Annotated in this window: 12 protein-coding genes; 9 read left to right on the top strand and 3 right to left on the bottom strand. The window is 74.2% G+C overall.

Going from position 1 to position 13,421, the window contains the following annotated elements; all coding sequences use genetic code 11:
* Window positions 1-19: 19 nt before the first annotated feature.
* From ECOMGDLI_RS30525 to ECOMGDLI_RS36500, 5 genes are all read left to right on the top strand, one after another.
* A complete protein-coding gene (locus ECOMGDLI_RS30525; RefSeq protein WP_088320590.1) occupies window positions 20-1,225 on the top strand; it encodes an acyl-CoA dehydrogenase family protein in 1,206 nt (401 codons plus the stop codon).
* Window positions 1,222-2,901, top strand: coding sequence for an AMP-binding protein (locus tag ECOMGDLI_RS30520; protein ID WP_158221219.1), 1,680 nt, complete (start codon window positions 1,222-1,224; stop codon window positions 2,899-2,901). The genes ECOMGDLI_RS30525 and ECOMGDLI_RS30520 overlap by 4 nt, the downstream gene beginning before the upstream one ends.
* Window positions 2,902-3,166: 265 nt before the next feature.
* The gene (locus tag ECOMGDLI_RS30515; protein WP_088320588.1) at window positions 3,167-3,763 is read left to right on the top strand and encodes a DUF6230 family protein; all 597 of its coding nucleotides are present in this window, start codon (window positions 3,167-3,169) and stop codon (window positions 3,761-3,763) included.
* A 182-nt stretch (window positions 3,764-3,945) separates the two neighbouring features.
* On the top strand, window positions 3,946-4,749 hold the full coding sequence (locus ECOMGDLI_RS30510) for a DUF6114 domain-containing protein (protein WP_088320587.1): 804 nt from the start codon (window positions 3,946-3,948) through the stop codon (window positions 4,747-4,749).
* On the top strand, window positions 4,746-5,666 hold the full coding sequence (locus ECOMGDLI_RS36500) for a hypothetical protein (protein ID WP_088320586.1): 921 nt from the start codon (window positions 4,746-4,748) through the stop codon (window positions 5,664-5,666). The genes ECOMGDLI_RS30510 and ECOMGDLI_RS36500 overlap by 4 nt, the downstream gene beginning before the upstream one ends.
* A gap of 95 nt (window positions 5,667-5,761) precedes the next feature.
* Here ECOMGDLI_RS36500 and ECOMGDLI_RS30500 read toward each other — a convergent pair whose 3' ends face one another.
* Entirely contained in the window at window positions 5,762-6,118 is a 357-nt protein-coding gene (locus ECOMGDLI_RS30500; protein ID WP_088320585.1) for a hypothetical protein, read from the bottom strand.
* 105 nt (window positions 6,119-6,223) lie between these two features.
* Window positions 6,224-7,165 (bottom strand): hypothetical protein, encoded by a 942-nt coding sequence (locus tag ECOMGDLI_RS30495; RefSeq protein ID WP_143448044.1) that lies wholly within the window; start codon window positions 7,163-7,165, stop codon window positions 6,224-6,226.
* A 159-nt stretch (window positions 7,166-7,324) separates the two neighbouring features.
* Here ECOMGDLI_RS30495 and ECOMGDLI_RS30490 point away from each other — a divergent pair, with 159 nt between their 5' ends.
* From ECOMGDLI_RS30490 to solA, 3 genes are read left to right on the top strand one after another with little or no spacing between them, the layout of a single operon-like run.
* A complete protein-coding gene (locus ECOMGDLI_RS30490; protein ID WP_088320583.1) occupies window positions 7,325-8,965 on the top strand; it encodes an NAD(P)/FAD-dependent oxidoreductase in 1,641 nt (546 codons plus the stop codon).
* 34 nt (window positions 8,966-8,999) lie between these two features.
* Window positions 9,000-10,157, top strand: coding sequence for an aromatic ring-hydroxylating dioxygenase subunit alpha (locus ECOMGDLI_RS30485; RefSeq protein WP_233153691.1), 1,158 nt, complete (start codon window positions 9,000-9,002; stop codon window positions 10,155-10,157).
* A 7-nt stretch (window positions 10,158-10,164) separates the two neighbouring features.
* Entirely contained in the window at window positions 10,165-11,355 is a 1,191-nt protein-coding gene (gene solA, locus ECOMGDLI_RS30480) for an N-methyl-L-tryptophan oxidase (protein WP_088320581.1), read from the top strand.
* 8 nt (window positions 11,356-11,363) lie between these two features.
* Here the strand turns inward: solA and ECOMGDLI_RS30475 are convergent, their stop codons facing one another.
* A complete protein-coding gene (locus tag ECOMGDLI_RS30475; RefSeq protein WP_088320580.1) occupies window positions 11,364-11,990 on the bottom strand; it encodes a TetR/AcrR family transcriptional regulator in 627 nt (208 codons plus the stop codon).
* Between the two features lie 86 nt (window positions 11,991-12,076).
* Here ECOMGDLI_RS30475 and ECOMGDLI_RS30470 point away from each other — a divergent pair, with 86 nt between their 5' ends.
* On the top strand, window positions 12,077-13,264 hold the full coding sequence (locus ECOMGDLI_RS30470) for an aromatic ring-hydroxylating dioxygenase subunit alpha (RefSeq protein ID WP_198955327.1): 1,188 nt from the start codon (window positions 12,077-12,079) through the stop codon (window positions 13,262-13,264).
* Window positions 13,265-13,421: the final 157 nt, after the last annotated feature.

Genomic DNA, 13,421 nt, shown 5'->3' with positions numbered 1-13,421 from the left:
CTCCGCCCGAGGAGCAGCAGTGATCAACCTCGAGATCCCCCGCAAGATGGCTCCGGCCGTCAAGCAGGCCCAGGCCGTCGCCAACGGCGTCCTGCGGCCGATCTCCCGCACGTACGACCGCTTCGAGCACACCCGACCCAAGGAGCTCGACATGCTCGGGGCCGTCGTCGACGGCCTCGACGCCGCCGGCGCCGGCGGCTCGGGCGCCAAGGGCGTCCGGCGCGAGGCGCCGAAGTCCGGCGAGGTGCGAAACGGAACGAACCTCTCGACGGTGTTGAGCATCATGGAGGTGTCGTACGGCGACGTCGGGCTGGTGCTCGCGCTGCCGCGCCAGGGCCTGGGCAACGCGGCCGTGGCGTCCGTCGCGAACGACGAGCAGCTCGCCCGGTTCGGCCACCTCTGGGCCGCGATGGCCATCACCGAGCCGGGCTGCGGCTCGGACTCCGCGGCGATCCGGACGACGGCCACGAAGGACGGCGACGAGTACGTCCTCAACGGAGAGAAGATCTACGTGACGGCGGGCGAGCGCTGCGAGGCCGTCGTCGTGTGGGCCTCCCTCGACCCGGGCCTGGGCCGGGCCGCGATCAAGCCGTTCGTCGTCGAGAAGGGCACGCCGGGCTTCACCGTCGCCCGCCTCGAGGAGAAGCTCGGCATCCGGGCCTCGGACACCGCGACGCTCATCCTCGACGACGTCCGGGTCCCCGCCTCGAACCTCCTCGGCGACCCGGAGGTCAAGGCGGACAAGAGCTTCGCCGGGGTCATGCAGACCTTCGACAACACCCGCCCGCTCGTCGCGGGGATGGCCGTCGGGGTGGCCCGCGCCGCCCTCGAGGAGGCCACCCGGCTGCTCGCCGGGGCCGGCGTCACCGTCGACTACGACGCCGCGCCGCACGCGCAGCCCGCCGCTGCGGCCGAGCTGCTCGCGCTCGAGGCCGACTACGAGTCGGCCTACCTGCTGACCCTGCGCGCGGCGTGGATGGCCGACAACGGGCAGCCGAACTCGCTCGAGGCCTCGATGGCCAAGGCCAAGGCGGGCCGGACGGCGACCGACGTCGCGCTGCGCTGCCTGGCCCTCGTCGGGTCGCTCGCCTACGGCGAGGACCTGCTCCTGGAGAAGTGGGCCCGCGACGCGAAGATCCTCGACATCTTCGAGGGCACGCAGCAGATCCAGAAGCTCATCATCGCCCGGCGGCTGCTCGGCAAGTCCTCGGCGGAGCTCAGGTGAGCCCCGCGACGGACGCCGCGGCCGGCGCCCCCGCAGGGCCGTCGGCACCTGCCCGGCGGCAGAGCGCGGTCGGCCCGATCGGCGAGCTGCTCCGCGGCCTGCCCGTGCTCGTCCGCGCCGGCGTCGTCAACCCGGCCCGGCCGGACCACGGGATCCGGCAGCTGAGGCACCTGCGCCAGTTCGGCCCGACGCTCGCGGGCGGTTTCGCCTCCGCGGCCGACCGCGCGCCGGACCGGGTCGCCGTCGTCGACGAGACGCACAGCCTGACCTTCGCCGAGCTCGTCGCCCGCTCCACGGCGATCGCGCGCGGGATGGCCTCGCTCGGGGTGGGGCAGAGCGACACCGTCGCGATCCTCGGGCCGAACGAGGTCGCGTTCGTCGAGGCGCTCGTCGCGACCTCCCGGCTCGGGGCGGACGCCGTCCTGCTCAGCACGTTCCTCTCCGCCGAGCAGCTGACCCGCGTCGTCGAGCGCGAGAAGGTCAGGCTCGTCGTCGTCCACCCCGACCTCATGCACGTGCTGTCGGACATCCCGCCGGACGTCGTCGTCGTGACGACCGGAGCGGCACCGGACGGCGGCCTCGACCTCGACGGGCTCGCCCGCACCGAGCACCCGCTGCCGAAGCAGCACCGCCGCGGCCGGATCGTCATCCTCACGTCTGGGACGACCGGCGTCCCGAAGTCGGCCCGCCGGCCCGCACCGTCCGGGCTCGGCCCGGTGGCGTCGATGCTCTCCGGCTTCCCGCTGCGGGCGGGCGAGACGATCATGATCTCGTCCCCGCTCTTCCACACCTGGGCGCTCGGCATGCTCCAGCTCGCCCCGGCGATCGTCTCGACCGTCGTCCTGCGCAAGCGGGCGGACGCCGAGACGGTCCTGGCGGCGCTGTCGGCGCACCGCTGCACCGCGCTCGTCGGCGTGCCGGTGATCCTCGACCGGCTCTGCTCGCTGCCGGTCCAGGTCCGGGCCACGCACGACACCTCCCGGCTGCGGGTCGTCGCGTCGAGCGGGGCGGCCCTGCTGCCGGACCTCGTCACGCGCTTCCACGCCGCGTTCGGGCCGGTGCTGCACAACCTCTACGGCGCCACCGAGGTCAGCTGGGCGACGATCGCCGGCCCGCAGGACCTCGAGGCCGCCCCCGGCACCGTCGGGCGGGCCCCGTTCGGCACCCGGCTGGTCATCCTCGGGGACGACGACGAGCCGCTGCCCGCGGGCCGGATCGGCCGCGTCTACGTCGGGAACAGCCTGCTCTTCGACGGCTACAGCGACGGCGGGGACCGCCCGCGTCTCGGCGGCCTCATCGCCACCGGCGACCGGGGCTGGCTGGACGAGGACGGGCGGCTCATGCTGTCCGGCCGCGAGGACGGGATGGTCAACACCGGCGGCGAGAAGGTGCACCCCGAGGAGGTCGAGCAGGCCCTCTCCGGCATGCCCGGCGTCCGCGAGGTCGCCGTCCGCGGCTGGCCGCACCCGGACATGGGCCAGCAGGTCGTCGCGTACGTCGTCCGGGACGACGAGGGCACGGCCCTCGACGCCGAGATCGTCCGCGAGTACGCCCGGCGGCGGCTGTCCCGCTTCGCCGTCCCGCGGGAGGTCGTCTTCGTCGACGAGCTGCCCCGGACCCCCACGGGGAAGGTCGTCCCCCGGCTCCTCCCACCCCCGCCCGGCGTCGCCGGGTGACCGTTCCGGGGCGCACCCACCGTGCCCGGAACCGCAGTGCAGCACACCGTCTCAACTACACATCGTCACCATCGGTCGCCAAAGGTGCCGACCTCGGGTTCCAGGAGTGACTCCAGGTCACAAATACCCGATCGGACCAACACTTGATGGCATCGATTCCCTAGGATGCGGTGACGCCCGGCACAACGGGCGGTCCACGGCCGCCCGGGACACCCTTCCGCGCTCAACGCGGAACCGTCGAGGCACCACAGAAAGGGTACGAACCATGACTGCTCAGGTCGGCGCCGGCAAGGTCGCCTGGCGGCGTTACGCGATGATCCTGGCCCCGAGCCTCGTGCTCGCCGGCGGTGTCGTCGCGCTCACGGGGCAGGGTGCGCTCGCCGCCTCCTTCGCCGTGTCGGGCAACTCGTTCAAGCTGTCGGCCGACGCTCTCGACGGCACGGGCTTCACGTCGTACACCTCGGTCGACTCCTCGGCCGACGGCTCGGACCACCCGGTCACGCCGTCGGGCTTCGAGGAGGCGTTCCTCAAGAACATCTGCCAGTCGGTCGTCTCCGAGACGCCGTTCGGCGACGTGACCATGCGGCTCACCGCGGGCGCGAAGGAGCCGGTCAAGGCGACGAACCTCGTCGCCGACTTCGACCAGCTCTCCGGCGACATCGTCTTCACGGACTACGAGAGCGGCATCGACGCCTCGACGATGAAGGGCGCCGCCAAGGGCCCGCAGGGCGGCTGGGGCCAGCAGGCCGCGAAGATCCACATCGACAACCTCAAGCAGCGCACGTGGGCGACCACGGCCGGCTCGTTCGCCCTCCAGGGCCTGTCGATCGACGTCTCGTTCGGCAAGGACGAGTGCTTCTGACCCGATCGGTGTGAACGGTGCGCGGGCCGGGCCCGGCCGGCGTCCTCCCAGACGCCGGGCAACCCGCCCGTGCACCGCTCACCCGGGCGTGTGAACGCGCTTCACGGCGCGACCGCCCGTGCACGAGCCTTAGTCCTTGGGCGACGTCCGTGTCGCCGGTCACCGAAAGGCCCGGACCGAGCATGTCCCTGCCCGTCTACACCCCTCCGCCGCGCGAGCCCGTCACCTGGCGCAGCCGCCGCGAGCGCTTCGCGCAGTGGCGCGGGACCCGCCCCTTCTGGGGCGGCGTCTGGACGATCGTCGCCGGCGTCTACCTCTGGGGCCTGACCGCCGCCCCGATCGGCGTCGTCGTCATCCAGGGCGTCGCCGGCATCTCGGCGATCGTCATCTGCCTGGTCTACATCCTCCTGACGCTCGTCGCCTGGTCGCAGCCGCAGCTGCGGGTCGTCACCGGCGGCATCGTCATCGTCCTGGCGCTCGCCGCGATCCTCCTGACGAACCTCGGCGGGTTCATCGTCGGCACCCTCATGGGCCTGCACGGCGGGGCGAGCATGATCGCCTGGAAGCCCTTCGTCCGGCGCTGGAGCCGGCCCACCCCGCCGGACGGCGTCACCGCGCCGGTCACGGTGCTCGTGAACCGGGCGGACGACGAGCAGGACGCGACGGCCGCCGGGGCCGACGCCGCGGGCGACGCCCCGGCCGATGCCGCGGCCGACGCACCTGACGGGACCCAGGACGCGGCCACCGCGGACGACGCCGCAGCCGCACCCGCGGGGCCCACGGACGACGCCCCCGCGGCGCCGCGGACGCCGCCGCGCGGGACCGGGATGGCCCCCGGCCTGACGATCCTGCCGTCGAGCCCGCCGCCGCCGGTCGCCCCCGAAGGCCCGGCCCCGGGCAGCACCGGCAGCACCGGCAGCACGGTTCCCGGCGCGAGCGCCGGCCACTCCTTCCGGGCGGACTCCCGCTCGTCGGTCGTCCGGTGACGCGCGGGGCACGTGCGACCCGGCTCACGGCGGTCGTCCTCGGTGTCGCGCTGACGACGGCGCTCGCGGCCCCCGCGCAGGCCTCGGCGCCCACCGCCTCGGCCCCGCGCGCGAGCGCGTTCTGCGACCTCTTCCCCTGGCTGTGCCCGGCCCCCGCGCCGTCCCCGACCCCGACGCCCGCGCCGAGCACCACGCAGCCGACCGACCCGTCGAAGCCGGCGGACCCGAAGCCCGCGGACCCGAAGCCCGCGGACCCGAAGCCGGGCGACCCGGCCGCGCCGGGTGACCCCGCGACGCCGACGGACCCCGCGGACCCGCCCGCCGACGGCTCCGCCGCCGCCGTCGACGCGGCCTGCGACCCCCAGCAGGGTCCGAGCCGCGCGGTCGGCCTAGGCACCGACTCGGCGCAGCAGGCCGCCGACGCGATGAAGGCGTGCCAGCAGGCGCAGGCGGCCGCGGCCGCCGCCGGTGACCCGGTGGCCCAGCCCAGGGCCGCCGCGGCGGGCGGGCTCGTCGTCACCGGGGTCCCGACAGGCATCGACGCGTCGTCGCAGACCCTCACCGGGTTCTCCTACGACGGCGTCACGACGCTGACCAAGATCGACGGCTCGACGTTCCGGGTGCTCAAGTTCACCGCGGACAGCGTGACGATCGAGGGCATCAAGGAGACCGTGACCGCCAACGGCGCGACGATGAGGATCACCGCGGGCACCGACGTCGTGCTCCGGGGCAACGTCGAGCTCTACGTGCTCAAGCAGTCCGGCAAGGCCTTCGGGCTGCTGCCGCTGAACCTGTCGCCGGACTCGCCGCCACCGCTCACGTTCCCGTTCATCATCTTCACCGGCGTCACGTCGCAGGTCGCGTACATCAAGGCGGACACCCTGACCCTGAAGAAGGGCCGGATCGACGTCAGCTGAACGGCGCCGCGTCAGCTGAACGGCGCCGCGTCAGCTGAACGGCGCCGCGTCAGCGGGACGGCACCGTGCCGCGGCACGGTGCCGTCCAGGTCCGGTCACAGCGAGAGCGCGACCGCCGCCGCGCACATGACGACGCCGGAGAAGCGGGTCATGACGATCGCCGCCCGGGACGGCACCGGCTCCTGCGCGTACTGCCACCGACTGCCGAAGTACATCCCCCACGTCGGTCGCAGCAGCGCCGCCAGGCCGATCCCGAGGAGCAGCCCGGCGTAGAGCGAGGTCTCCCGGCGGCCGTAGGTGTACGTGACGACGGTCCAGGCGACGGCCGCGGCGACCACGCCGGTCATGACCAGCGGGCCCTGCACGCGCTGCCACCTCGTCGGCGGGGGCGCCGCGGCCTCGTGGCCCCGGCGGGCGGCGGCCTGCGGGGGCACGTAGTCCTCGGGTCTCATGCGACGGCTCCTCGTGACGGGACGGACGGCGCGGACGCCGGTCCGCGTAGGTCGACGCGGGCCGGCGTCCTGAGGTTGCACCCGGCCGCCGGGGTAGGACCGCGGCTACGGCTCGAGGCACTCCGGGATCGAGTCGCGGTGCCCGGTCGGGTACTCGGTGGTGCCGTCCGGGCCGTAGACCTTCACGTGGTCGACGGTCGAGAACTGGCGCAGCGACGGGAAGATCTCGGAGGCGACGGTGACCACCGCCGAGCCGTCACCGCACGGGCCGGTGAGCTGCACCCGGGCGATCCCGTCCGAGGAGATCCGCAGGTTCGTCCAGCCGGTCGTGCGCGACGTGGTGAGGAACAGCCCGTCCGCCTTCTCGGCCTTCGTCGGGCCGGCGTAGATGCGGTCCATGACACCGGTCGCCGGGGTCATGGGCAGCACCTGGCGCCACACCGACGTGATCGGGTTCGTGGAGTTCGCCGCGACCTTGTCGGAGTCTGCGAACCAGACCCTGCGGTTCACCGTGGTGAACGGCGTCGTGATGTCGACGACCACCCGGGCCGGGCTGCTCAGCCGGTGGGTGTGGAACGCCGTCTTCTTCTGCAGCCCGATGCCGTACGAGACGACGGCCTCGAAGTCGCCCGACCGGACGGTCGAGGTGACGTTCTTCAGCGCGAACGCCTGCCGCACCGGCGTCGGGACCTTGCCGGCCACGGTGTGGGCGTCCACGTCACGCATGACGACGGACAGGATCGCCCGGCCGGCCACGGGGACCTTCTGCCCGGACCCGTCGGCGACCAGCGTCGTCACGTACTTCGCCGTGTACGCCGTCGGCCCCTTGCCGGTGTACTCGAACACCACCCGGTCGTAGCCGGGGTGGTGGGCCGCCCGGACGTCCACGAGCACCGGTGTCGTGGCGGCCTGCGCCGGCGACGCGGTGGCGGTCGCGGCGGCGAGCCCGGCCGGCACCGCGCAGGCGACCACGGCCAGCCCGACGAGCGTCCTGCGCCGCAACCACGAGCGGCCTGCGGTCCTGCGTGCGGTGAGAGCCTCGCGCACTGCACTCCCCTCCCCTGGGCGGAGTGCGCGCACCGGCTTCGCGGTGCATCCCCGACGCCCCGCTCCGCCTCCATTCTCCTGCGGCACAACGGGCCCCACCAGGTCCGGCAGTCCCTGTCAAGCCTGGTCTGCTGATTCGCGAGTCAGTAAACTCCGGTCATGGAGCCTCGGGACGGGTACGACGTCGTCATCGTCGGCGCAGGCCACAACGGCCTCGTCGCCGCGGGGCTGCTCGCCCGCGAAGGGCTGTCCGTCCTGGTCTGCGAGGCCCGCGAGGTCGTCGGCGGCGCGGCCGTGAGCGAGCACCCGTTCGGCCCCGACTACACCGTGACCTCGCTGTCCTACGTCGTCTCCCTGCTGCCGCCGTCCATCGTCAAGGCCCTCGACCTCGCGGCCCACGGCTACCACGTGTACCCGCAGGGCCCGTACTTCGCCCCGCGCCGGGACGGCACCCACCTGCGGCTGCCGAGCGACCCGCGGGCCCGGCACGCCGAGATCTCGAAGTTCTCCTCGAAGGACGCCGACGCCTACGAGGCGTGGGAGGAGGAGATGGGCCGGCTCGGGAAGATCCTCGGCCCGATGCTCGCCGACATCCCGCCCGCGCTCGGCTCGCGCCGGCCGGCCGACCTCGCCCGGCAGGCCCTCTTGCTGCGCCGGCTCAAGGACGTCGACACCCGCGGCGCCGTCGACATCGCCCGGCTCTTCTCCGCCTCGGTCGCCGACCTGCTCGAGGACCGGTTCACGTCCGACGCGCTCAAGGGCGTCCTGTCGGTCTCCGGCTGCATCGGCTCGTGGGCCGGGCCGCGCTCGGCGGGCACCGCGTACGTGACCCTGCACCACCACGTCGGCGACCTCGGCGACGGCCAGACCGGCGCCTGGGGCTTCCCCCGCGGGGGCATGGGCGGGGTGACCCGGGCGCTCGCCGCCGCGGCCCGGGCGCTCGGTGCGACGGTCCGCACGTCCGCCCCGGTGGCCCGGATCGACGTCCACGACGGCCGGACGACGGGCGTCACCCTCGAGGACGGCACGACGGTCCGCGCGGGCACCGTCATCACGACCGCGCACCCGCAGATCTCCTTCCTGCGGCTGCTCGACCGCCGCGACCTGCCCGCGGACTTCGTCACCGACATCGAGCGCTGGAAGACCCGCAGCGGCACGGTCAAGGTCAACGTCGCGGTGGACCGGCTGCCGACCTTCACCTCGCACCCGGAGTTCGACCCGCAGGTCCACGGCGGCACGATCGTCCTCGCCGAGAGCGTCGACGACCTCGAGAACGCCTACCAGGAGGCCGTCGCCGGCGGGCCCTCGACGCTGCCCTTCGCCGACGTCTGCATCCCGTCCGTCTTCGACGACTCGCTCGCCCCGCCGGGGCACCACGTCGTGTCGATGTTCACGCAGTGGGTGCCGCACACCTGGAGCACCGAGCCGCACCAGGACGAGCTGGAGTCCTACGCCGACCGGCTCGTCGCGCGGATGGACGCCGTCGCACCGGGCTTCGCCGGCTCGGTCGTCGGCCGGCAGGTCATCGGCCCGCACGAGATGGAGACGAAGTACCACCTCGTGGGCGGCAACATCTTCCACGGCGAGCTGACGCTCGGGCAGATGTTCCACGCCCGCCCCGCGGCCGGGTTCGCCGACCTCAGGACGCCCGTGGCCGGGCTCTACCAGGCCGGCTCGGCGACCCACGGAGGCGGCGGCGTCACGGGCATCCCCGGGCGCAACGTCGTCCGGCAGGTGCTCGCCGACCGCCGCTCCGAGCGCCTGCGCGGCCGGGTCCGCCGACTCGCCGGCCGGGCCTGAGCGAGCGGGCCGCGGGGAGCCGGCGGTGACGGGCATGCAGGCGGCGCTGCCGCGCGGGCACTACGTCGACGAAGGGCTGTGGCGGCACGAGCGTGACGCCGTCCTGCGCCGGGAGTGGACGTGCGTCGGCCGGCTCGCCGGGCTGGGCCTCGACGCGGCAGAGCGGCTCGCCGTCGTCGAGGTGCACGGCGAGAGCCTGCTCCTCACGACGGACGCCGCGGGCACCCTGCACGCGCACGCGAACGTGTGCCGGCACCGCGGCGCGCGCGTCGTCCCGCACGCCGACGGCGACCCGCCCGCGCCGTGCGGTGCGAAGGCGCTGCGCTGCCGGTACCACTCGTGGACGTACGGCCTCGACGGCGGACTGCTCCGTGCACCGCACTTCGACGGCGTCGACGGGTTCGACCCCGACCGGTTCGCGCTGGCCCCGGTCGAGGCGGACACCTGGGGCGGGTTCGTCTTCGTCCGTCTGCTGCCCGGCGGGGCGCCGTCCGGCCCGTCGCTCGCCGAGAGCCTCGGCCCCGTCGTCGACCGCACCGCCCGCTACCCGCTCGACCGGCTCGTCAGCGCCCACCGGGCGGTCTACGAGGTCGACGCGAACTGGAAGGTGATCGCCGAGAACTACAACGAGTGCCTCCACTGCGCGGGCGTGCACCCCGAGCTGACCCGGCTCGTCCCCGCGTTCGGGCACGGCGGGCTCGCCCCGGACGGCGGCCCGCTCGACTGGGAGGCCGGCATCCCGCACCGGGACGGCGCCTGGACGTTCTCGTTCTCCGGCGGCTCGCCGCGCTCGCCGTTCCCCGACCTCGACGCCGACGAACGCGTCCGGCACAAGGGCGAGCTCGTCTACCCGAACCTCATGCTGTCGCTCTCGGCCGAGCACGCGGCATCCTTCCTCCTGGAGGCGGTCGGCGTCGCGCGGACCCGCGTCACGTTCGACGTGCTGGTCGCCCCCGAGGAGGCGCACCTCGACGTCGAGGACTGCGCCGGGTTCTGGGACCTGGTGAACCGGCAGGACTGGGAGGTGTGCGCGAGCGTGCAGTCGGGGATGAGCTCGTCGTTCTACGAGAAGGGCTGGTACGGACCCATGGAGGACGACAGCCTCGACATCCGGCGGTGGCTGCTGCCCCGCCTCGCCGCGCACCGGCCACCGGGCGCGCCGGCAGCGGCCGACGACGACCGGGCCGGGTGAGCGGCCGATGACCGGCGTCGGGGAGCCCTACGACGTCGCCGTCGTCGGGCTCGGGGCGCTCGGCAGCGCGACCGCCTGGCAGCTGGCCCGCCGCGGGAGGTCCGTGCTCGGGCTGGAGCGGTTCTCGTTCGGGCACGTCAAGGGCGCCTCGCACGGCGACACCCGGATCATCCGGCTGAGCTACCACACACCGAACTACGTCTCCGCGGCCATCGAGGCCTACCAGGACTGGGCCGCCCTGGAGTCCGACAGCGCCGAGCAGCTCGTCCTGCGCACCGGCGGCGTCGACCTGTTCCCGCCCGCGGCGGCCATCGACATCGAGGACTACGTCAACTCGATGGCGGTCATGGGCGTGCCCTACCAGGTGCTCACGGCGACCACCGCGCGCGGGCGCTGGCCCGGGCTCGCCGTGCCCGAGGGCACGACCGTGCTCCACCAGGAGCTCACCGGGATCGTCCCGGCGGGCCGCGGCACCCGGGTCATGCAGGAGCAGGCCCGGCGGTTCGGCGCCGACCTGCGGGACGAGCACCAGGTCGTCGAGCTCGTCGACCTCGGGGACGGCGTCGCGATCCGGACGGCGGAGGGCACCCGGCACTTCGCCCGCACCGTCGTCGTCACCGCGGACGCGTGGACGAACGACGTCCTCGCCTCGGTCGACGCGAGCGTGCCCCTCACCGTGACGAAGGAGCAGGTCGTCCACTTCACGGTGCCGGACGCCGACGAGCAGGGCCGCGGCGGCCGGCACGCCCAGGGCGCCTTCCCGGTGTGGATCTGGATGGACGACCCGTCGTTCTACGGCTTCCCCACGTACTTCCAGGCGAGCGTCAAGGTCGGCCAGGACTGCGGCGGGCAGCCGGTCGACCCCGAGAACCGGACCTACGAGACGGACGAGGACGCGCTGCGCCGCACCCGCGCGTTCATGCGCGTCCTCGTACCCGGGGCGCTCGACGTCCGGACCGTGACGACGTGCCTGTACACCCTCACCCCGGACCGGGACTTCGTCCTCGACCGGCTGCCCGGCCACGAGAACGTCGTCGTCGGTCTCGGCTCGGCGCACGGCTTCAAGTTCGCGCCGTGGTTCGGCCGGGTCCTCGCCGACCTCGCGACGACGGGGACGTCGTCGACCGACCTGTCGGCGTTCAGCCTCACCAGGCGCGCGCTCACCGACCCGGACGCGCCGCTGACCTGGCTGGTCTGAGGATGCGGCTAACCGACCGGGCGGCGCCCGCCGCGCAGCAGGAGCACGTCCGGCGGCAGGCCGACCTCGCGGGCCGCGCTCTCGGCCGCCCAGCGCGCCGCCTGCGCACGGCGCACGCTGACCCGCACCTGGGTCGCGACCGCGAGCCCGTCGAGCATCGCGGCGATCCGCAGCGCGGAGGCGGCCGGGTCCTCGCAGCGGAACTCGCCCGCCTCGACGCCGTCCCGGACGACCTGCTCGATCGCCGCCCGCCACCGCCGGTCGACCTCCTGCGAGGCGGCCCGGATCTCCGGCGTCCGCAGCGCCTCCGACCAGGCGTCGATGTCGAGGGTCCAGCCCGGCGCCTCACCGGCGGGCGCGTAGAGCCGCAGCACGGCCCGCAGCCGCTGGGTGCACGTGCCGCGGGCCTGGACGGCGCGGCCGAGCCGGTCCAGGTCGGCGGCCGCCGCGAACGCGAAGGCCTCCGACAGCAGCCGCTCCTTGGTCTCGAAGTGGTAGAAGACCAGCGCCGTGCTGACCCCCAGCTCGGCGGCGACGTCCGCGGCCCGGGTACGGGCGAACCCGTTGCGCGACACCACGACCGCCGCGGCGCGCAGGATCTCCTCGCGCCGCACGTCCGCCCGTCGTCTGCCCACCCGCCGAGGCTAGCGGCGCCCGGCCCGTGCGCACAGGACCGCGACGTGATCTTGACCCGGCACACCCCACCCCCAGGGAGGACCTCGTGACGACCACGACCCCGGCGCCCCGGCCGACCTCGGCCGCCTCGGCCGTCCCGCCGGCGCCGATCGACCCCGCGGCCCTCGCCCGGTCGCTGCAGCCCTTCGGCCGCTCGACGATGCTGCCCGCCGAGGCGTACACCGACCAGCGGGTCTTCGACTGGGAGAAGCGGCACGCCTTCGCCGCCGGCTGGGTCTGCCTCGGCCGCGAGGACGAGGTCGTCCCCGCGGGGACGACGCAGCAGGCCGTGACGGTCGGCGACGTCCCCGTGCTGCTCACCCGGGTCGACGGCGCGCTGAAGGCCTTCGCGAACACCTGCCGGCACCGCGGTCACGAGCTGCTCGCCGACGGCTGCACGGCGTCCGCCAGGTCCCTGACCTGCCCGTACCACCTGTGGAGCTACGGCCTCGACGGCCGTCTCGTCGCCGCGCCGGGGATGAAGGACGCCCCGGGCTTCGACCGCGCCGACAACCCGCTGCTGCCCGTGCCGCTGGAGCTCTGGCACGGCTGGGTCATGGTCAACGCGACCGGGACCGCGGCCCCGCTCGCCACCTACCTCGGCGGCCTCGAGGACCTCGTCGCGCCGTACCGCCCCGAGTCCCTGCGCCTGGGCGGGCGGCACGAGTACGTGCTCGCCGCGAACTACAAGGTGATCTGCGAGAACTACCACGAGTGCTACCACTGCCCCTCGATCCACCCCGAGCTGTGCGCGGTGGCGCCGCCGGACTCCGGCGACAACTGGGACCTCCCCGGGGCGTGGGTCGGCGGCAGCATGGACCTCAAGGACTTCGCGGACACCATGTCGCTGGACGGCAGGAGCCTGGGGACGCCGATCGAGGGCGTCGACCCGCGCAAGGTGCTCTACCTCGGGCTCTTCCCGAACATCCTCGTGTCGCTGCACCCCGACTACGTCATGACGCACCGCATGGTGGCCCTCGCCCCGGACCGGACGTGGGTCGAGTGCTCGTGGCTGTTCCCCGAGGAGGCGTTCTCCCGGCCGGGCTTCGACCCGCGCTACGCCATGGACTTCTGGGACATCACCAACCGCGAGGACTGGGCCGCGTGCGAGTCCGTCCAGCGCGGGCTCGCGTCGCCGCACTTCCGGCCCGGTGCGCTGGCGCCCAACGAGGACGCCGTGCACCAGTGGGTCGCGATGCTCGGCCGGGTGTACTCGGGCGGGTCACCGCACTGACCGGCCCGACGACACCGACCGGCCCGACGACGGCCGGGGGTTCGTCAGGGCAGCGGGAGCGGCACCTCGACGCCGACGTCCGGGAGGACGACGCCCCCCGACGGGGCGGGGTCGCCCGCGGGCCGGCTGCCGGTCGGGTCCGGGGCCGGGTCGGTCG

This window comes from Kineosporia sp. R_H_3, from assembly GCF_002198675.1.
Taxonomy (GTDB): Bacteria; Actinomycetota; Actinomycetes; order Actinomycetales; family Kineosporiaceae; genus R-H-3.
Note: the sequence above shows the minus strand (reverse complement) of the source record. Positions and strands in the feature narration are given on the sequence as shown.

What these genes read in the sequence shown, in the direction of transcription:
- solA (WP_088320581.1), top strand. Translation starts at nt 10,165, where the DNA reads ATGACCGGCGTCGGGGAGCCCTACGACGTCGCCGTCGTCGGGCTCGGG.
- ECOMGDLI_RS30515 (WP_088320588.1), top strand. Translation starts at nt 3,167, where the DNA reads ATGACTGCTCAGGTCGGCGCCGGCAAGGTCGCCTGGCGGCGTTACGCG.
- ECOMGDLI_RS30485 (WP_233153691.1), top strand. Translation starts at nt 9,000, where the DNA reads ATGCAGGCGGCGCTGCCGCGCGGGCACTACGTCGACGAAGGGCTGTGG.
- ECOMGDLI_RS30490 (WP_088320583.1), top strand. Translation starts at nt 7,325, where the DNA reads ATGGAGCCTCGGGACGGGTACGACGTCGTCATCGTCGGCGCAGGCCAC.
- ECOMGDLI_RS30510 (WP_088320587.1), top strand. Translation starts at nt 3,946, where the DNA reads ATGTCCCTGCCCGTCTACACCCCTCCGCCGCGCGAGCCCGTCACCTGG.
- ECOMGDLI_RS30500 (WP_088320585.1), bottom strand. Translation starts at nt 6,118, where the DNA reads ATGAGACCCGAGGACTACGTGCCCCCGCAGGCCGCCGCCCGCCGGGGC.